Here is a 20,427-nt window from a genome sequence, read left to right on the forward strand (position 1 = left end):
GCAGTCTCGTCCAGCCGTCCGCGGGGGCCGCACCCCTACGGTTCCCCTACGGGCCCTTGTCCCGGCCGGCTCCGCCGCGGGAGAAGGGGGGTGGTGGTGAGGGGTTGTCCGGCCGTCCGGCCTGCACCAGGCTCGGAGTGGGGAGGACCCGCCGGCGGGGCGAGGACCCCGTCCAGAAGGGACCACCGGAACACCATGACGCTCACCGACGGCGCGGCCGACAGCTGGATCCGCCGCTTCCACCCGGCCCCGGACGCCCGCGTCCGCCTGGTCTGCCTGCCCCACGCGGGAGGGTCGGCGAGCTACTGGTACCCGATGTCCGCCGCCACGGCGGCCGGGATCGAGGTCCTCGCGGTCCAGTACCCGGGGCGGCAGGACCGGCGCCACGAACCCTGCGTCGAGACCGTCGAGGCGCTGGCCGAGCAGGTCACCGAGGCGCTGCTGCCCCACCGCGACCTGCCGCTCGCCCTGTTCGGCCACAGCATGGGCGCGGTCGTCGGCTTCGAGGTCGCCCGGCGCCTGGAGGACCTCGGCACCCCGCCGGTCGCCCTGTTCGCCTCCGGCCGCCGCGCACCCTCCCGGCACCGGGACGAGGACGTCCACCTCCGGGGCGTCGACGGCATCGTCGCGGAACTCCGCAAGCTGGACGGCACCGACCCGCGGGCCCTGCAGGACCCGGAGCTGCTGCGGATGATCCTCCCCGCGGTCCGCGCCGACTACAAGGCCGTCGAGACCTACCGCTACCGGCCGGGGCCGCCGCTCTCCTGCCCGGTCGACGTCCTGGTCGGCGACAGCGACGAGAAGGCGACCGTCGACGAGGCCGGGGCCTGGCGCGACCACACCACCGGCGGCTCCGCCCTGCACGTCTTCCCCGGAGGCCACTTCTACCTGGCCCACCACCAGGGCGAGATCGTCCGCATCGTCACCGACCGCCTGCTGCCGCCGGTCTCCTGAACCCGGCGGGCCGCGCCGCGGCCGGTACGCCGCCGCGCCGGTACGTCGCCGTGAGGGCGCCGGGGTTGCGGAGCCGGCGCCTCCGCGAGCGGTCCGGGGCCCTTCCCCCGCGCGTCCCAGGAGACTCATTCACCCCCTGCGCACCATCTTGGGTGCGTTGTGGCGGCTTTGGCCGAAGTTCGCCTCCGGCAGGTCTACGATCTCCCAACGTCGGACCGAACCAAGGCCGTTGACGATCTTTGGGGGGTGACATGGGCCTGCTCGGCGATGACCTGCCGTTCGCCCGTACCCTGAGCGCGCACGACCATGAGGCGTTTCTCGCACTCGGAGCCCCGAAGACCTACGCTCCCGGGCGGCACCTGGTCTCCGAGGGGGACCGCACCACCCACGTCCTCCTGGTGCTGGCCGGCTGGTCCATGGTCTACGTGGCCACCGACCGCGGGGCCACCCGGCTGGTCCTCGGCCTGCGCGGCCCGGGCGAACTGGTGGGCGAGCTGGCCGCGTTGGACGAGCGGCCGCGCAGCGCGACCGCACAGGCGCTCGGCACGGTCCAGGCGCTCGTGATCCCCGGCGACCGGTTCCGGCGGTTCCTGGCCGAGACCCCCCGGGTCGGCAGTCAGGTGATGTCCCAACTCGCCTCGCGACTCAGGGAGTCCGACCGCGAGCGTTCGGCCTTCGCCTCGCTCACCGTGGTCCAGCGCCTGGCCAGGCGCCTCGTCGAGCTCTCCGCCACCGGCGCCACCGCCCGGACGGCCGACTCCCGTGGCCCCTGCGGCGGTTCGACCGCCGTCGTGCACCTGGCGCAGGACGACCTCGCGGCCACCGTCGGCGCCACCCGCGAAGCGGTGGCCAAGGCCCTGAAACTGCTCCGCGACCAGAGACTGGTGCGCACCGGCACCCGGATGGTCGAGATCCTCGACCCCGCCCCGCTCCTGCTGCTCGCCCAGGGGCCGTACGGGCCGGGACCGGGGAGCCGTCCGAACACCTGAGACCCGAACGCCTGGGACCGGTGTGGAGGGACTCCGGCCCGCATGTAAAGCATCACAGACAACCCGGCATGCGGCGCCGGATTCTGGCGGCATGTCGAAGACAACCGCGGGGGTGACCGTGCTCGACCACGCAGTCGACGCCGTGTACAAGCTGGTGGTCAGCGTGGACGTCCGGAGGTCCGGCGCCTACGACGACGCCAGCAAGACCCGGATGCGCCGGCGGCTGTACGCCGTGATCGACCAGGCGTTCACCGAGGCCGCAGTGCCGGCCGGCGCCGTCCACCGGGAGGACCGGGGCGACGGCATCCTGGCGGCCCTCGGCCCCGGCATCGCGCCGGCCCGGATCCTCGGTGTCTGGGTCACCGAGGTGCATGAGCAACTACGTCAGCTGAACGCGGAGTTGGCGACGCGGCTGGGGCTGCGCATCGCCCTGCACGTCGGCCCGGTGACGCACGACGCCCAGGGCATCAGCGGCCACGCCGTCGACCTCGCCTGCCGGCTCGCCGACGCGGAGGCGGCCCGCCGGCTGCTCGACCGGGACCGGGCCGACCTGGTCGTGGTCGTCTCCGACTCGCTCTACCGCGAGGTGGTCTGCCACGGCGGCCGTTTCGTCGACCCAGAGGACTACGCCCCGGCCCGGCTGCGCCTCAAGGACGGCGCCACACCGGCCTGGGTCCGGCTGCCCGGCCGGCCCCGGCCGGCACCGCTGCCGGACGACGGGGGGCCGGAGGAGCCCGGCTCCGACGGCCCGCCCGACAACCGGCCCGCCGGCCCGCCGGGCCCCGCACCGGGTGCGGCGCCGGGCGGGGCGGACGACACCCTCGCGGCCCCGCACGCGCCGGGCGGGGTGTACGTGGGGGGTGATGCGTCGAACAACGAAGGCAACGTCTACCACGGGCCGGTGCACATCGGCCGCACCGTCAGGGGGACGTACCGTGCCTAAGCCGCTGAACGTCGTCAAGGCCCCCGAAGTGAGCCTGTGGAAGCCGCCGCTGGGCGACGACCGCCCCGAGGCCGGCTCCGACCCGAACGGCTCCGACGCCGGCCGTCCGCGGACTCCCGCCGACCAGGGCCCCGCCCCCGTCGGCGGGGGAGCGGGCGCGGGGGCGAACGCCGGGCCGGGCGCCGGAGCCGGCGTTCCGCAGCCGGAAGGCCACGTCGGGGACGGCCGCCGTCCGGACCCCGAGGAGCAGGAGCGCGCCGAACGCGAGCAGGCCGCCGGCCGGTTCCGCGAGCGCAGCCGCGACAGTCTGCTCGACGAGGAGGACGACGAGGGCGGGCCCGCCGCCGGACTGGGGGCGACCTCCCGGGCCCACCGCGAGGCCCGCGGCTCCTACCGGGTGGCCGGCGACCACAACCTGTTCGACCGCACCGTCTTCCACCAGGCCCACATCGGCGACATCCACCTGCGGCTGGACAGCCGGCAGGCGGTCGGCGGGGTCGGCGGACCGGTCCCCGAGGCGGAGCTGCGGCGGGTCCGCCGGATCTACCGGGAGCCGGCGGGCTACGTCGAGCTCCAGCGGACGCTGCGTCGGCAGCGGGTCCTGGTGCTCGCCGGCGCCCCCGGCACCGGGCGGACCTGCACCGCGCTCGCCCTGCTCGACGAGCTGACGCAGCACCGGCCGTCCGCCGAGGGCGCCGCGCAGGACGCTCCGTCGGACGGCCCCGCGGCCGGCGCCGTCGCGGAGCCGTCGTCCCGGGTCTCCCGGGTCTCCCCGGAGACCGCCGTACGGCAGCTGGCCGCCACCGTGTCCGACGACGCCCGGCGCGGGCACGGCTACCTGCTCGAACTCCCCTTCGTCCGCGGCGGCGTCGCCGAGCCCCCGGGCGAGTTCGAACTGGACGCCCTCGCCACGGCGCTCTCCGCCTCCGACTCCTTCGCCGTGCTTGTGGTGGCCGCCGGTCCGACGGCGACCCCGCTGCTGTCCGGCCGGTACGGCCTCATCTGCCCGCCGGCCCCCACGGAGGAACTGCTGCGGGCCCGGATCGCCGTCCACCTGGCCGACGGGGCCGCGGCCGCCGCAGAGTCCCCCGAGGACTTGGTCGCGCGGGCCGACGAGCTCGTCGACGACGCCGAACTGCGCTCCGCGGTCGGCCTGGAGGACCTCCGACCCGCCGAGGCCGAGCTGCTCGCCGACCTGACCGCCGCCCATGTGCTCGGCCGGCTGACCCTCGCGGAACTCCTCGCGGGCTGCGCCAGCCTGGCCCCGCAGCAGGCCCAGGAGTGGTTCGCGGGCGCGGACCGCGAGATCGCCGACCCGGCCGATTCCCCCGGCCCGTCCACCCGCCGGGCCTCCGGGCAGTCGGCCGCCGCCGTCCTGCACCCGACCGCCTCCCGGATCGCCCTGGCGGTCCTCAACGGTGCCGCCCACAGTGCGGTGGCCGAGGCCGCCCGCCTGCTGACCTGGGAGCTCGCGGTGGCCCGCGACCCCGGCAACACGCCCGCCCGCCCGCTGTTCTGCGACGACCCGGTCTCCGATCTCGCCTCCCTGCGCGCCGAGCTGACCGACGGCGAGGTGGAGACGGCGGGCATCCGGGCGCCGGCCCGGATCGTCCGCTACCGGGGCTCGGCCCTGTCCGGGGCAGTGCTCGCGGAGGTCTGGGACCGGCACCACCCGGCCCGCGAGCCGGTGGTCCGTTGGATGCGGCTGCTCGCCGACGACCCCCGGCCCGAGATCTGGGTGCGCGCCGCGCTCGCCTCCGGCGAGCTCTGCGCGCGCGACTTCGCCACCGGCTACGAGAAGCTGGTCCGGCCGATGGCGACCGCCCGCGCCGCCCGGCGCCGGGCCTTCGCCGCCACCGTGCTGGACCAGGCGGCCCGGCACGAGAGCCACCGGCCGGCCGTCCACGCCCTCGTCGGCGACTGGAGCAGGTCGCCCTCCGCGCACCTGCGCTGGACCGCCGCGCTGGTGCTCGGCTTCGGCCACGCCTCGCCCGTGGAGGCCGCGCTCGACGGCCTGGCCCGGATCGGCACCCACGAGGACGGTGACAAGGCGCCGATCGCCTCGCACGGCATCGTCCGGCTGCTCGCCGGCCCCGACGACCGGGCCGTGCTGCGCCGCCTCGCCGAATGGACCGCCGACAAGCGGGTGCCCTACCAGGACCTGGGCCTGCTGGCGGTCGTCCGGCTCGCGGTGACCACGGTCGGCGAGGTGTGGGACGGCGAGGCCTGGCCGGACCTGGGCCGGTACCTGGAGTGGCCGCTGCCGCTGGCCCTCGCGGCCACCCGCCCCGACCGCGCCGTCCCGCTGGCCGACCTGCTGTGGACGGCGCTGCGCACACCGCGCTCCTACGAGGCCGCCACCGACTGCCTGGAGTTCTGGCTGCGGACCGCCGTCGACGAGGACGGCCCGGACACCAGGGCCGGCCTGGCCGCACTGCTCCCGGCCCTGGTCGGCACCGACCGCGAACGGCGGCTCCTGGACTGGCTGTTGCGACGCATGATGAGCGACCCGGACGAGCCGCTGCCGACGGCGCGGGCCCGCGAGCTGTGGGACCTCGCCACCGGCGGCCGCCCTGACGGCGACCGGCGCGGCGGACCGGAGCGGCCCTCGGACCGCCGTGAGGACGGGCGGCCGGGCGAGGGCACCAGGGAAACGGAGGAACGACGATGACGGACGATCCACAGGCCGCCGGCCCACCGGCCCTCGCCAAGGCGGGCCGGCCCGAACGGCCGGCCGGACCGCTGCTGAAGGAGTACGGGAGCCCGGCCGAGTGCACCCGCAAGCCGAGCGCCGAGGTCGCCCTGGTGCACTTCTACCGCAACGGCGGCCACAGCGTGGTCACCGCGATGGGCACCGAGCACGTCGACCGCCCGCGCTTCGCCCGGCCGGTGACGATCTGCGAGGTGGCCCGGGGCACCCACCTCTGCCAGCTGTCCCTCCAGATCCCGGCGGTCGGCAGCGCCACCTTCTTCGAGGTGGAGGTGGACGTGCACTGGTCGGTCGTCGACTACCGCAAGGTGGTGGACGGCCAGGTCAGGAACGTCGCGGAGCGCCTGAAGGGGCCGCTGCTGGAGCGCCTGCGCGCGATCTGCTCCGGCTACCCCGTGACCGCCGCCGCCGAGGTCGACCGCGCGGCCAACTCCGCCTGCCGCACCGGGCAGTGGAACGACCTGGGCTACGACCTCGGGCTGCACGCGGACGTCTACGTGCGGGTCGCGGTGGACAGCACGACCATCCGGCACGCCGACGCGGACCGGAACTCCGCCTACGAGGACCGCACGACGGCCCGGGACTACGACCGCGAGGTGGCGGCGGAGCACCACCGCACCGGTTTGCTCCAGATCCGCATGCGCACCTTCCGGGCGATGCTGGACGGCGGTGAGTGGAACCAGATCTGCTTCATGCTCTCGGACAACCCGGACCAGGCGCGCGCCTTCATGGAGCTGCTGCGCCAGGAGTCCCGCGCGGACAAGCACGAGCTGCTGGAGCACACCCTGCGGCTGGTCGAGAAGGGCGTCATCCAGTCGGCCGAACTGGAGGCGCAGGTGCGGGAGTTGCTGGGCACGCCCGCGTATCGCATCGAGGGCTCCTTCGGCCGGCCGCCGATCCGGGAGCCGGCGGCGAGGCCCGAGCTCCCGGGGAGCGGCCACGGCGGCCGGGACGACCGCCGGGACGGCGGTCCGGCGTTCACCCCTATGTGGGTGCAGGCCGAACCCGCCCCCCGGGACCGGATCCCCGCGCAGGCTCCGCCCGCGCGCCGGCCCAGCGAGGCCTTCGACGACTGGGGCCGCACCGGTTCCGACACCGCACCGCAGGACCACGCCGCTTCCGAGGACGACCGCCGCAGGGACCGCCACGACGACCACGACGACGACCGGGACCGCCGCCCGTGGTCCCCCGGTGACAGGAGCTGACCGCTCATGACCGCTACCGGACCCGCCCCAGCACCCGCGCCCGCCCCCGAACCCGCCCCCGAACCCGTCCCCGAACCCGTCCCCTGCTCGGACGAGGCCCGCTTCGTCGCGGACCGCCTCCTGTGCGTCGTCCGCGAGGACATCGGACGGGCCGACACCAAGTCCTCGATCCTGCTCACCGCCGCCCTCGGCCTGCCCGCCCTGCTCCTGGACCGCAACTGGGCCGACGGCCGGCCCGGGACGCTCGCCGCCGTCCTGCTCGCGCTCGGCGGCGTGTTCTGGGCCGCCGGGGCGGTCGCGCTGGTCCGGGCGATCCTGCCCCGCACCGGAACCCTGCGCGACCACGACGGCGTGACCTTCTTCGGTGACCTGCTCACCTCCGAGGGCCGGCCCGCGCTCACCGAACAGATCGTCGCGGCCGGCCGGGACCCGCTCGACTGGCTGCTCGTCCAAGCCGTCGACGTCAGCACCATCCTGGCCGCCAAGTACCGCCGAATCCGCTGGGGCGTCGCCTGCCTGGCCCCCGGCTCGGTCCTCGCCACCGCCGGAATCCTGCTCACCTGAGCCGCCCGGCCCCGACCGCCCCACCTCGACCGCCAGACCCCGACCGCCTGCCACCGGCCGACGCCTGTCCGTCCGCCGACCGGTGGAACGCACCCCCGATCCAGAGGAGACGACGGTGCCACACCTGCTCTTCGCACGCCCTCCCGGGCGCGGCCCGACCGGCGCACGGGCCCGTGGGCGCCGGCGTGCCACCGGCGGACTCGGGCGGGCCGCCGCCCTCACCGCGGCGTCCCTGCTGACCGTCGGCCTCCTGCCCGGCCCGGCCTCCGCCGAGCCGAGCCCCACGGCGGCCCCCACGACGGCCCCCGCGCCGACGAGTGCACCGCCGGCCGCCGTCGGCCCGGTCGACTACGCGATCGCCGTGGACGAGTCGGGCAGCCTCAAGCCCGCCGAGGTCGACCGCGAGCGGGCCGCCGCCGCGGGGATCGCCCTCGGCGAGGTCCACCCGAAGTCGACCGTCACCGTGCTCGGCTTCGCCAGCGCGGACAACGAGTCCCAGCACCCGGTGGACGAGGTCTGCCCGCCCACCGTCCTGGACGGCGCCGGCCGCGACCGGATCGGCAGGTGCATCAGCGACCTGCGCAGCCGCAGGCCCGACGAGGGACAGGGCACCGACTTCCCGAACGCCGTCCTCCAAGGGGTCAGCCGGCTCGCCGCCGGGGCCGACCCGGCCACGCCCCGGGTCCTGTTCCTCCTCACCGACGGCAGGCTCGACGTCGGCGACAGCCCGGCCTACGGTGACCCGGCCCACCGCGCCGCCGCCGGCGAGGAGGCGCTGACCCGTGCCCTCGCCGCCGCTCAGGCCGCCCGGATCCAGGTCTGGCCGCTCGGCTTCGGCTCGGACATCGACCGGGCCGCCCTGGACCGGATGGCGGCCGCGGGCTTCCAGGGCGGCTGCGTCGACCTGCCCGACGCCCAGCCCCGGGCGACCGTGGTACCGGACGCCACCGCCGTCGCCGACGCGATGCGGACCGCCTTCGCCGCCGCCCACTGCCTGCGCGCCACCGCAGGCGGCACCGGCCACCCGCCGATCGACATCGAGGTGCGGATCTCCCCGCTCACCACCGTGGGCAGCATCGTCGTCGACAAGGGCGACCCCCTCGTCACCGCCACCTACGTCGACCCCGACGGCCGCGAGATCACCGGCACCACCACCGACCCGGTCTCGAAGTTCGAACTCTCGCCCCGCGACCAGACGGTCGAGTCGCTGCGCATCACCGACCCCAAGCCGGGCCAGTGGCGGGTCCACCTGGACGCCCCGGCGGACCACCGGGCGCAGCTGGCCACCGTCAACGTGCTGTGGCGCGGCGCGCTGCGCGGCTCCATCACCATGGCGCCGCCCTCGCCGCGGGCCGGCGAGCGGGCCGTGGTGACACTCAGGCTCCAGACCCGCCAGGGGGTGGAGGTGACGGATCCCCAGGACCTGAAGGACCTGCGGGTCAGCGCCGTCCTGAGCGGCGAGGGGTTCGCGCCCGTGCCGGTCAAGCTGGCCGACGACGGCTCCGCCCCGGACGGCAGGGCCGGCGACGGCGCGTTCAGCGGGACGGTGACCGTACCCGCCGCGGCGACCGGCCGGATCAAGGTCTCCGGCACCCTCGCCGCGTCCGGGCTGACGGCCGACGAGGACCGCTCGCAGGGCACCCTGGTGGCCCCGGCGGTGCCGCTGGTGACCGCAGCCCTCACCCTCGACGACGGCGCCGGGCGGCGGCTCCACCCCGGGGACGAGCTGGCCGGCAGCCTCGCCCTGCACAACGCGGACGGCGCCCCGCACACGCTGCGGCCGGCCCTCCGGGACACCGCCCCGGGCCTGCTGGCCGTGACCCCGGAGGAGATCACCCTGGCGCCCGGCGAGTCCCGCCGGGTGGACGTCGCGGTGACGGCGGCCCGGCCTGGCGCGTTCCACGGACTGCTCGACGGCGGCGACCTGCGGCTCGGCGGCAAGGTCACCGTGGTCGACACCACCGACCGGGACCGGGTCCTGGTCGACAGCCCCCTGTCGCTGACGATCACCCGGCCGCCGACCTTCTGGGAGACCTGGTGGTGGGCGCTGCTGCTGGGCGGCCTGGTGGCGGTGCTGGCCGTCCTGGCCGGGCTGGCCCTGCGCCTGCGGGCGCGGCTGGGCAAGGACCCGGCGGGGCTCAGGCTGCTCCTGTTGGACCCGGAGGGCCGCCAAGTCGCCGACATCGCCGCGGACTCCGGCACCAAGCGCTGGTACGCGTTCGACGTGGACGGCCTCGGCGGCCCCGACCCCCGGCTCGTCCGGCGGACCGGCGGACCGTACCGGGTGCAGCGCAGCCTGGACGGCGGAGTGGTGCTGGAGCGGCGTGGGCAGGCGAGGGCCCGGATCCAGCCGGACCGGCCGGTGCCGCTCGCGGGCGGGCTCGCCGTGGGGATCCGGGACGAACGGCGCGGCAGGACCCGTCCCGCGGGGCGTCCCACACCACCCGACGCCGGCGCGCAGACCGTCGTCGACGACTACATCTGAGCTCCCCCGTCCCCGAGGACCCGTTCCACCACCCCTGACCCGTGCCGGTCGATACCCGAGCCGGCCGCGCCCGCGCGGCCGGATGAAGGCGGAACCCATGAAGATCTTCCAGCCGATGCTGTTCGTCGGCCTGGGCGGTACCGGCGGCCTCGTCGGCGCCGAACTGGAGCGGCGCCTGCGCGCCGAACTGTGCGGCCCCGACGGCACCGCACTCACCCACATCGGCGGCATGGCGCCCCACCAGCTGCCGGACTGCCTGCAGTTCGTCTACGCCGACTTCAGCGAGGCGGACCTGGCCCACCTGCCGCTCGCCACCGCCGATCCGGCGCTGCGTGCCGCGTACAGCCGCACCTCGCGCGCCACCCCCAACCTGCTGCCGAACTACGACAGTTCGCCCGACATCACCAAGATGCTGCGGGCCAGCCTCTCCGACGAGACGGCCTCCTGGCTGCCGCCGCGCGCCAACGAGCCCAGGGTCGTCCCGCTCAAGAACGGCGCCGGGCAGCTGCCGACGGTCGGCCGCGCCGGGCTGTTCGGCACCCTGCGCGACGGGCTGGACCCGGTGCTGGCCCCGCTGACCGACGCCATCGACGTGCTCGCGCGCGCCGGCGGTGTCCTGAGCCAGCTCGGCGGCGGCCAGGTGACCGGCTGCGACGTCTTCGTGGCGTTCTCGGTCGCCGGTGGCACCGGCGCCGGGATCTTCCTGGACTACCTGCACCTGATCAACCACGCCTTCCAGGAGAAGCGCCTCGACGGTGTCAAGATCCACCCGCTGGTGGTGATGCCCTCCGCGTTCCCGGCGGCGCGCGGGGGCGGCCGGGAGGCGGAGCTGAACTCCGCCCGTGCCCTGGTCGACCTGTTCCGGCTGGTGGACGAGCAGAACGCGCCGATCGAGGGGGCCGAACTCGGCGACCTCGACAAGGACCTGACGCTGCGGATCCGCTACCCGCACACCGCGCCGATCCGGCTGCGCAGCGGCATCCTGCCGACCGCCTTCCTGTTCAGCCGCACCGCCGGCATCCGCCAGGACGACCTGCGCCGCTCGATGGTCTCGCTGGTGATGTCGCTGATCGGCACCGAGCTCGGCGACGGCCGGGAGAACGGGCGGTCCCGGGCCGACGACGACTACCAGACCTTCGCCCAGAGCTTCATCAACCGCGGGGTGTCCCGGTCGATCGTGTCCGACGCCGGGATCGGCCGCAAGGGCGTCTCGACCAGCCTGGTCGCCTCGATGACCGCGCCCGTGGACGAGTTGGCGTCCCTGGTCTCGGGCCGCTTCCTGCGCGCCTCGGTCGAGCAGTTGAGCAGCGGCTCCCGCCGCACCCACCGGCCCGCCGAGGAGCTGGTGAAGCAGATGTTCGCGGACTCCGGTCTGGAGGAACTCCTGGAGCGCCGGGCGCTGGAGCTCCAGCCGTTCGCCTCGGAGCCGCGCGGTGGTTCGGCGATCGAGGCCGCGCTGATGGCCCGACAGGGCGACATGCAGCAGGCCCTCGCCGACCTGGCCCGCCGGGTGGCGCAGCGCACCGCGGACATGGCGCAGAACTTCGCGCCCCGGCGGGCGGTGGACAAACTGCTCGCCACCGTCGACCCGTTCACCGTCGAGCGGATCGTCAAAGGGGTGCCGGAGGAGGCCAACGACCTCGCCCGCCTCGGCTTCCTCGGCCTGCTCGACAACCGCACCCGGCGCCCGGCCCTGCCCCCGGGCACCCCGGACCAGCCGCCGCCGGTGCCCCGGATCAGGCGCCGGGCCTACGGGCTCGCCCAGCCGCGCTGGGGGGACGAGGACGTCCAGACCGTGCTGCGCGAGCAGGACGCCTGGTACCGCTGGCGCGGCCGACAGATCTGGCACGACGGCTGGCGGGACCAGCAGCAGCGCTGGGAGCCGGCCGCCCGGGCCCTGGAGCGGGAGGTCACCCGCCTGGTCGAGGCCCTGCACCGGCACTCCGCGCAGGAGCCGAAGGCCTTCGCCGAGCAGTCCCGGGTGCTGTACGAGGACCGGACCGGCGTCTCCTACCTGCTGCCGCCGCAGCGCGACCTGCGGCACTTCTACGACGACCTGGTCGCCAGGCTCGCCACCAGCCAGGGCCTGGCCGACAGCGGGGACCAGGCCGCCCTGCTGCTGCGGCTGGTCGGGGGTGACGAGTGGCGCACGGCGCACGCCGCGAGCCGGCGCGACCCCGACGGCGCGGTCGGCGGGGTCAAGGCGATCGTGGAGGCCGGCGTCAAGCGGCTCTTCGCGGATGGCGGCGAGCAGTTGGAGGAGCGTCCGCTGCTGCCGTCCATGGGGGTCCTGCTGGCCGCGGCGGCGGGCAGCGCCGAGGCCGGCGACCAGGTCAGCAGGGAGGCCCTGGAACAGTTCGGCCGCAAGGTGGCCGGCCTGCTGCCGGCCGGCTTCGTGCCGGAGGGCACCGGGCCGCTCAAGGCGCTGGTGACCTACCCGAAGGTCGGGAACGTCGACGAGGCAGTGGACTACCTGCGCCGGGCGCTGCGGCTGCCCGGGGACGCGCGGGCGGAGTTCCGCGGCGTCGAGACGGAGTCGATCACGGTCGTGCTGTTCCGCAGCGAGATGAGCCTCACCGAGGTGCCCGAGGTCCGCAAGGTGCTGCGCCAGTGGGCCAAGGCGAGGGAGGGGGAGCAGGCCGAGGACGTCCTGCGCTGGCGCCAGCGCCTGGGCCACCGGGACGACTGGCTGGTGTCCACCGAGGCGGACCGCCGGCACGTGCTGCACCGGCTGCTCTGCCTGCTGTGGAACGGCCAGGTGGATGTGCTGGAGGGCTCCGAGGACTCGCCCCGGGTGATCCGGCTGCGGCTGCACCGCGAGCGCGGCACCGACGCGCCGGGTGTGCGGCTGCGCCTCGGCGCGCAGCACGACGGCGTCTCCAGCTGGGCCGAGCTGCTGCGCGCCTACGAGCGCTGGACCGTGCTGGACGACGAGCGGACGGTCTGGGACTACTGCGAGCAGCTGATGGAGGCCCGTCCGGTCGGGCTGACCCGGTCGGTCGGCCGTCCCGACCCGCTGTTCGTCCGGCTGGTCGAGCAGATCGCGCCGCAGCAGCTGCGCCTGCTCGCGTCCCGCCGGGAGTCGGGCGGGGAGCGCGTCGAGGGCTGGTTCCGCCCGCTGTGGGAGTTCTGGGCGGAGACCCTGCCGGAGGCGCTGAAGGCGGAGTTCCCCGACCACCGCGCCGTCGAGCCGAACCTGGGCCGGCTCCTGGAGGCGGTCCAGCGCGGCGAGCTGTCGTCGCGTCCGGTCGAGGAGATCGAGGAGGTCGAGGACGACGGGCCCGCATGGCCTTCGCGCGGCGAGGAGAACGACTGGGGCACCGTCCGGCCCGCCGACGGCGGTGGCCGGCGCGAGACCGGTCCGGACCGGGAGCGGGAGAGCGGGCCCGAACAGGACCGGCACCGGGCGCGGGAGCGGGACGGCAGGTGGGAGCGTGAGCCCGAACGGGGTCGGGCCTCGGAGCAGGACCGCGACCGCGACGATGAGCGCCGGGGTGCCCCCGACCACCGGCACGAGAACGGCGGGCCGTACCGCAAGCCCGCCGAGCCGTACGGCAAGCCGGCCGAGCCGCACCACGGGCCCGCCGAGCCGCCGTCCTGGTACTACGACGACCTCGACGGACAGGTCGGCGGCCGTGGGGGAGGCGAATCGGCATGAGTGAGTCGATCCGTCCTCACACCCCGGTCGTCCACCTCGACCTCCGCACGGCCGAACTCGCCGGCACCGACCCGGCCGACCTGCGGAACGCCGTCACCGCCCGGCTCCCCCGGCCGCGGCCGCACGACCACCGCTTCCTGGTCGTCGACACCCCCGCCGGCCTGGTCGGACACCGCACCAGGTACGAGCAGCTGATGGGGTACCCCGCGCCCGGCCGGGTGCGGGTGCTCTGCCTGCTGGTCGGCGACCTGACCGCCCATCCCCCCGAGGGCCACCCGGCCGAGCGCCGACTGGTCCGTCCCGACACCCTGCGCGGCCCCGAGGCCGGGCTGATCTGGGCCGGCGACCTCCACGCCGGCGACGGCCGGCCCGGGGCCGCCGCGCCCGACGACCCGCACGCGCTGGCCGTCCTGGTCGACCTGCTCGGACTCCCCGAGGTGTTCGACGAGACCCTGGACGTGCTGGGCGCGCTGCCCGAAGGGGTGGCCGCGCCCGGTCTGCGGGTGCTGGAGCACGGCCTGGCCCCGGAGGTCCGGAGCCAGGCGTGGAGCGAGGCGCTGCTGCGGTTCGCCGGTTCCCGCACCGCCGCCCCGGCCGGGGCGGCGGCCCACACCGGCGCCGACCTGCCGCCCGCCCTCTCCACGCTGGCCGTCGGCGCCGCCTCCGGCAGCCCCGGCCGGCGGGAGGAGGGCGGAGACGCCGCCCGGGCCCACGACGCGGCGGCCGAGGCCCTTGCCGACGCGGACGCCGGACTGCTGGCCTTCGGCAGGCCCGCCGGCCTGCTCACCGGCGCGGGCCGCGCCGAGCTGGAGTCGGCGCTCGGCCGCGCCCGGCAGGCACTGGACCGCTACCACGATGTGGTCGGACAGGTCCTGCGCAGCGACGGGGGGACGGCCGGTGCGCAGCCCGCCGCCGAGTCCGCGGCCCGGCTCGCCCGGCTCGGGGTGGCCGTGGCGCCCGCCGCCACCAGCGGCGAGCGGATCGGCGACAGCCTGCGCAGCCTCGCTCTGGGGCTGTTGCGCGACGGGCTGCCGCTGCGCGCGGTGGCGCAGCGCTTCGCCCAGCTCGCCGAACAGGTGCAGCCGTTGTCCAACACGCCGCTGCTCGCCGCCCTCGACGGGCTGCGCGCGGGCGGACCGGACGGCCGGCGCCCGGAGCCCGACCCGCCGGGGGCCGGCGTCCTCGCCCTCACGGCGCTGACCGGCGTCCTCGGCGGGCTGTGGAGCGGGGCGGCCCTGCCGGCCGCGCTGACCGTCCCCGTGCTGGTCCTGGTGGGCGTGCTGCTGGTCGCCCGCCGGTTGCCGGGCGGTTCGGCGCGGGCGGTGTACGCGTCGTGGTTCGGCGCGGCCGCGCTCGTCGGCGCCGCCGGGGGCGTTGCGGGCGCCTGGCTGACCGGTCTGCCGGTCTGGGCGGCCGCGCTCGCCCTGCTGCTCGCCCTCGGCTGCTGGGGCCGGCTGCTGCTGGGGCTGTGGCACGGCTACGCCCAGCGCTGGGGCCGGGAGCGCGGCGTCGTCCCGCTGCGGGGCGAACTCGACGGCCTGGACGCCCTGTTGACCCGCGCGCTGCGCGAGTTCTGGGCCGTCGAGGAGCGGCGCTACTGCGCGGACGCCGCGCTGGCCGTGGTCGGGGTGCTGCGGACGACGGCCGACACCGCGGAGGAGGAGGCGGCGCGCGGCCTCGCCGCCGACCGGCCCGAGGCGGCCGAGGGAGCCGAGAGTTCCGAGGAGGGGGCCGAGCTCTGGCTGTACGAGTCCGGTGAGGAAGGGCCCGAGTTCGACGAGCCGTCGTGGACGGAGGACTACGACTGGAACCTCGAACCGCCGCGGTCCGCAGGGGAGTTCGGCGCCGCGGGCGACGGCGGCTCCAACTTCGGGGCCGACTTCGAGGCCGACGGGTCCGGCGCCGGGGCGGACCCCGGGCCCACCGCGGTCGTGCCGCCCTGGCTGGAGCGCGGCGAAGCCAAGGGCGGCCCCGACCTCGTCACGGTGCTGACCGGCGATCTGACCGATGCCGCCCTGACCGCGCTGGAACCGTACTGGGGCGCGGTCGAGCGCGGCCACGTCGGCGACGCCGCCCAGGAGCGGATCGCCCAGCGGGTCCGGGAGCTCCTCGGCGTGGCCCGCGACCACCTGCGGCACAACGACGTGCTCTCCGCCCCGCCCTTCGCCTCGCCGCACCGCGACCGCGGCGGGCCGGTCGGCCTGCTGGGCATCGACGCCCGACGGGCCGCCGACTCCACCGCCCTCGACCCCGACGGGCACACCGTGGTCCAGCTGAACGCGTCGGAGCAGCTCGACCTGCTCAGCCGCGATCCGTCGGCCGTCGCGCTGATCCGCTTCGGCCCGGAGGCGGCCCGCGACACCGTCGGACCCGACACGCCCTACGGTGACGGGTACTTCGGCGGCGCGCCGGGCCCGCGGGGGGAGCGGGAGGTGCTGACCGCGGCCGGCCGGTACGCGGGCCTGCTGCGGCTGACCGGCCTGAAACCCGGTGTCGTCAGGACCGTCCGGCAGTGGCACGACGAAGCACCGGAGAGCGAGGAGTACGAGTGGTGACCACCCCCGGGCCCGGTCCGCGGTCCGGCGAGCCCGCCCGCGCGAAACACGTCGAGCTGTCCTTCCTGACCCCCGACGGGCGGCGGAACCGGACCTGGGCCCGGTTCGGCCCCGACACCGGCCCGCTCTCCCGCGGCCCGGTCCGGACCCGCAACACGCTGCTGAACAACACCGTCAAGTGCGTCCAGGTCCGGGCCGCCGGGACGGACGCGCCCGGCGGCGCCCAGGCGGCCTTCGCCTCCTGCGCGGCCATCGACGCCGAGACCGCGGTCGCGCTGCGGCTGCACCGCGCGCTCGGAGCCCCCGGCGCGAGCGGGCCGTTCCCGGTCCTGATCGGCTACGAGCTCGACGCGGCCGAGCCGTTCGCGCTCTACCGGCCACCGCGCGGCCGGACCGTCGAGCGGATGCACGGGCTGCCCGGCGCCCAACTGCGCGTCATCGAACAGGAGCTGGTGGACGCCCTCGCCGTACTGGCCGAGCTCGGCCTGGTCCACCACGGGATCGCCCCGGAGACGGTCCGCTGGGACGGCCGGCGGATCCAGCTCTGGGGCCTCGACGCGGTGACCCACACCGGCCGCCCCCGCACACCGCGCGGCGCCGCGCCGTACGCACCGCCGGAGGTGCGCGAAGGCGCCGGCCGCAGCGACCCCCGCGACGGCCTGTGGAGCGCCGCCCAGGTGATGTACAGCCTGGTCACCGGCCGGCCCGGCGCCCCGGACCGGCCGCCGCCCGACCTGGCCGACCACCGCTCGCTCGCGCACACCATGGGCTCCTCCTTCGCCCCGCGCGCCGCCGGCCGCCCCACCCCGGCCGCCCTGCTCGCCCTGCTCGCCCCCGACCGGGCCCCCGCCGCCGATCGGCTGCCCGCCGACGGGCTCGCCGCGCACCGCGCCGGGTACGACCGGGTGCTGGCGTCGAAGCGCCCGGCCGGCGCGGTGGCGCCCGGCGAAGCGGTCGGCGAGGCCGTCGGCCACCCGGCCGGTGCTCCGACCGGCGAGGTGCTCTGCCCGTACTGCCTGGAGCCGATCCGCTACGACCCGACCGCCCTCCACACCCCCGACGCCGTCCAGGAGCTCCGCCCCTACAACCCGCACGCCCAGCCCAACCCGCGACTGCTCGCCGACGAACTGCGCGGCGCCTTCCAGCTCTGCCCGGGCAACGGCACCGTCCGGGAGCACCACATCCCCGTCCCCTACCTGACCAACGGCCGCCCGCTGACGGTGGCCATGATCGGGCAGTCCAACACCGGCAAGAGCCACCTGCTCACCCAGATGGTGGCCGAGATCGCCGACGACCGGCTGAAGCCGTACGGCATCAGCTGGCAGTCCGTCAACCCGCGCCAGCACGCCGGATTCCTGAACAGCCGGGTGGTGCCGCTGCGCGACGGCCGGGTGCTCGCCCACACCGCCGGCCTCGGCCAGGACGAGACCGCCCGGTTCGTCGAGTCCCTGCTGATCACCGACGCGTCCGGACGGACCAGGCCGCTCGCGTTCTTCGACCTCGCCGGCGAGGACCTGCTGCGCACGGACGCCCTGCTGCGGTTCCTGCTGGGCATCGACGCCCTGATCTTCGTCGTCGACCCCACGATCGCCATGCCGCTCGCCCAGCTCGACGAGGTCCGCACGACGCTCGACCAGCACGTCAACCGGGACGGCGACCCGGCCTTCGCCACCGTCCTGGACCGCGTCCCCCGCACCGGCCCCTACCTGACCGTCCCGTCCGCCGTGGTCGTCGCCAAGGCCGACCTGCTGCGGTCCGAACCCCCCGTCGACCGCTGGCTCGGCGAACCGGGCCACACCGCGCTGAGCCGCCGACGGCTCCACGAGGAGAGCCGCGACGTGTACGCACTGCTCGACCGCGATGCCGGAAAGGCCTGGCTGCGCCCCTTCGACACCGCTCTGCACTGCACCCTGCACGTGGCCTCGGCGACCGGAGGCCGGCAGGAGGACAGCCGCTACCCGCGCGGCGTCCGTGCCCAGCGGGTCCTGGAACCCCTGCTCTCGCTGTTCGCGATGCACGGCATCGTCGAACTCCCCGAGGGCCGACCCGTCGACGAGGTGGACCGATGAGTGCTCAGGGCCCCGGCTCCGACCGGGACGCCGTCGACCAGATCGTCTTCCGCTGGCAGGGCAACCAGGGCCGGCGCAGCGCCGGCCTGACCGCCGCCGCCTGGTCCTGCCCCGAGGAGGACGCCGAGGAGCTCGGCCAGGAGCTCGCCCCGTTCCTGCGGGTCGACGGCGCGCCGTGCCCCAGCGTGGTCCGCACCCGGCTGCGGGACGATCGCGCCGCCCTCGTCCAGCGCTGGCCCACGGCCGACCCGGGCGGGCGGCCCAACACGGCCGCCCACGTCCTGGTCGGGCCGACCGGCCTGCTCGGCCCCCGCACCTGCCTGGCCCTGCGCGACTGGACGTGGAGCGGGCAGGAGTTCGCCGAACAGGCCCACGGTGGGCAGCCCCGGCTCGCGATGGCGGACCTGGAGGCGACCGTGGTGCCGGCCTGGGCCGACACCCTGGCCCTCCTGCCGGACGTCCGTGACACGCTCACCGCCGCCACCGCCGCCCTGCTGCGCCACCCGCAGTGCCGCCTCTCGCTGCGCAGTGACGCCCTGCCGGGGTGGCCGGAGCAGAACCGGTCCGGCGTGGTCGTCGCGGGCCTTCTCCAGATCTTCGGGCTGTGGCTGGGCCGCCCCTGGACCTTCGCCACCCACGACATGACGGATCGCCACGATCTGCTGGCCACCTGGGTCTCCGACTGGTCGACCGACGGTGGTCGGCAGCGGGCGCGCTACCGCGTCGACCCGAGGCGGCCCGAGGACGACCGCGCGCACGAGCTCGCGGCCCGCCTGGTCGGCCGCTGCCTGGCCGCGGTCGAGCGCGGGCCCGGCGGCGCCGGCCTGCCGGAACTGAAGGACGGACTGCGGGACGGTGCTAGCCTGCCGGCGGAGGAGCGGCTGCGGAGGCTCGCGCGCGTCCTCGACACGAACCGCCGCCCGGAGTCCCGCGATCCCGGCGAGGGGCCGGGGGACGACGGGGGGTCGGTGTACACGGAGCCCCGGCCGCCGTCCGCCGCACCGTCCGCACCGTCCGCACCTGAGCCACCCGCCCCTTCGCCCGCGTCCGAACGGTTGCACGCGGTCCTGCGCAACCCCCGCCCCGACCCGGCCGAAGCCGAGGAACTGGACGGCTGGATCCGCCGGTTGACCGGCCGTGAGGCACTCCTGCTGCTCCGGGAGGAGGACCTCTCCTACCGGGCGACCACCGAGCTGCTCTGTCACCTGCACCGGGGCCGGGGGCACCGGAACGCCGAGGCGGCGGCCGCACTCTGCACGGAGGTCCTGCGCCAGCGGCTTTACCTCTTCCGCGAGGGGCCCGACCAGGGCGGTGGCTCCCGCGCCGACGACGGCGAACTCTCCCGGCGCTCCGTCTGGGTGTTCGCCTGGGCCGTCTCGCCGTACGTCCGGGAGGAGCGCCACGCCGCGGCGCTCGACCGCTGGCTCACGGGACTCCTCGTCTCCAGCTCCGCCCTGGAGACCGAACTGCTCCGCGGCCTGGTGCCCCCGCCGGGCGGGCCGTCCCCGGAGGGCCTCCCGCCCGACCTGCCGCCCGTGCTCTGGCAGCGGCTGCTCCACGGACTCCCACCGGTCGCGCCGGTGCGGGCGCACACGCCTCCGGCCCCGCCCCCGCCGAGCCCGCCGCCCCGGCCGGCCCCGCCGGAGGAGGCGGCCGTGGAAGGACCGGCCGAGGCCCCGGCCCTCCCGGTGCCGACCCGACCGGAGGACCCGCCCCCACCGCAACCCCCGCCGGCCCCGGCACCGGCGGGCCCACCGCTCCTCCCCGCGCGCGGCCGGCGGCACCCCGGAAAGCCCGACCAGGGCGACGACAGGGACCTGATCGCCATCGTCCTCTTCTTCCTGCTGGCCGCGCTCGTGGCCATCGGCACGATCTGGATCGTCCGGAGCTGACGCGCCGGCCGCCCGCCGGCACCGGGTGGCCGGGTCTGCCACGAAGCGGAATCCGACATGTCGGATTCCGCTTCTGTTACTTCTGTGACTTGCGTGACTCTTGTGATGGATGTGAGTGCAGGGAATGGCGTGAACTGGTGGGTCAGGAAAGTGTTGCGTTTCCGTGACAGCCGCGCCTATGATCAACGGAAAGCTTCGATATTGATCGAACCCCGGGGGGGTGTTTGGACAGCGGGGGCCAGTCGGGTGTTCAACTGATGTCGCGTCGCAGTTGAACACCGGTCGGCCGCGGAGGGGTGGGCGGGGATAGGGGCGGAAGGATTGGGCTCTGAATCCCGCTGCCGGGTTCCGCGAATGAAGCAATCAATTTGCCGGTGATTCCGCGGGTGGTGTCGTACCGGCG

11 protein-coding genes are annotated in these 20,427 nt (G+C 76.0%); all 11 read left to right on the forward strand.

Annotation, left to right across the window (positions count from 1 at the left end; all coding sequences use genetic code 11):
• Nucleotides 1-195: 195 nt before the first annotated feature.
• Nucleotides 196-954: a thioesterase II family protein gene (locus ACFVXH_RS23455; RefSeq protein WP_387826850.1), complete on the forward strand. Its 759-nt coding sequence runs from the start codon at nucleotides 196-198 to the stop codon at nucleotides 952-954.
• 251 nt (nucleotides 955-1,205) lie between these two features.
• Complete coding sequence (locus ACFVXH_RS23460; protein ID WP_117490432.1) at nucleotides 1,206-1,943, forward strand: Crp/Fnr family transcriptional regulator; 738 nt, start codon at nucleotides 1,206-1,208, stop codon at nucleotides 1,941-1,943.
• A 91-nt stretch (nucleotides 1,944-2,034) separates the two neighbouring features.
• A complete protein-coding gene (locus ACFVXH_RS23465) occupies nucleotides 2,035-2,886 on the forward strand; it encodes a hypothetical protein (RefSeq protein WP_387826853.1) in 852 nt (283 codons plus the stop codon).
• Entirely contained in the window at nucleotides 2,879-5,557 is a 2,679-nt protein-coding gene (locus ACFVXH_RS23470; RefSeq protein ID WP_387826856.1) for a hypothetical protein, read from the forward strand. The genes ACFVXH_RS23465 and ACFVXH_RS23470 overlap by 8 nt, the downstream gene beginning before the upstream one ends.
• Nucleotides 5,554-6,801 (forward strand): hypothetical protein, encoded by a 1,248-nt coding sequence (locus tag ACFVXH_RS23475; protein ID WP_074004768.1) that lies wholly within the window; start codon nucleotides 5,554-5,556, stop codon nucleotides 6,799-6,801. Before ACFVXH_RS23470 ends, ACFVXH_RS23475 begins: the two co-directional genes overlap by 4 nt.
• A gap of 6 nt (nucleotides 6,802-6,807) precedes the next feature.
• Nucleotides 6,808-7,365, forward strand: coding sequence for a Pycsar system effector family protein (locus tag ACFVXH_RS23480; RefSeq protein WP_387826859.1), 558 nt, complete (start codon nucleotides 6,808-6,810; stop codon nucleotides 7,363-7,365).
• A gap of 115 nt (nucleotides 7,366-7,480) precedes the next feature.
• Nucleotides 7,481-9,850, forward strand: coding sequence for a choice-of-anchor X domain-containing protein (locus ACFVXH_RS23485; RefSeq protein WP_387826862.1), 2,370 nt, complete (start codon nucleotides 7,481-7,483; stop codon nucleotides 9,848-9,850).
• A 97-nt stretch (nucleotides 9,851-9,947) separates the two neighbouring features.
• Nucleotides 9,948-13,508: a tubulin-like doman-containing protein gene (locus tag ACFVXH_RS23490; RefSeq protein ID WP_387826865.1), complete on the forward strand. Its 3,561-nt coding sequence runs from the start codon at nucleotides 9,948-9,950 to the stop codon at nucleotides 13,506-13,508.
• Complete coding sequence (locus ACFVXH_RS23495; RefSeq protein ID WP_387826868.1) at nucleotides 13,505-16,063, forward strand: hypothetical protein; 2,559 nt, start codon at nucleotides 13,505-13,507, stop codon at nucleotides 16,061-16,063. The genes ACFVXH_RS23490 and ACFVXH_RS23495 overlap by 4 nt, the downstream gene beginning before the upstream one ends.
• Entirely contained in the window at nucleotides 16,060-18,132 is a 2,073-nt protein-coding gene (locus ACFVXH_RS23500; protein WP_387826871.1) for a hypothetical protein, read from the forward strand. Before ACFVXH_RS23495 ends, ACFVXH_RS23500 begins: the two co-directional genes overlap by 4 nt.
• Nucleotides 18,129-20,024 carry a hypothetical protein gene (locus ACFVXH_RS23505; RefSeq protein WP_387826873.1) on the forward strand — a complete coding sequence of 632 codons (1,896 nt, stop codon included), beginning with the start codon at nucleotides 18,129-18,131 and terminating at the stop codon, nucleotides 20,022-20,024. The genes ACFVXH_RS23500 and ACFVXH_RS23505 overlap by 4 nt, the downstream gene beginning before the upstream one ends.
• Nucleotides 20,025-20,427: the final 403 nt, after the last annotated feature.

The sequence above is a fragment of the Kitasatospora sp. NPDC058184 genome, assembly GCF_042883725.1.
Taxonomy (GTDB): Bacteria; Actinomycetota; Actinomycetes; order Streptomycetales; family Streptomycetaceae; genus Kitasatospora.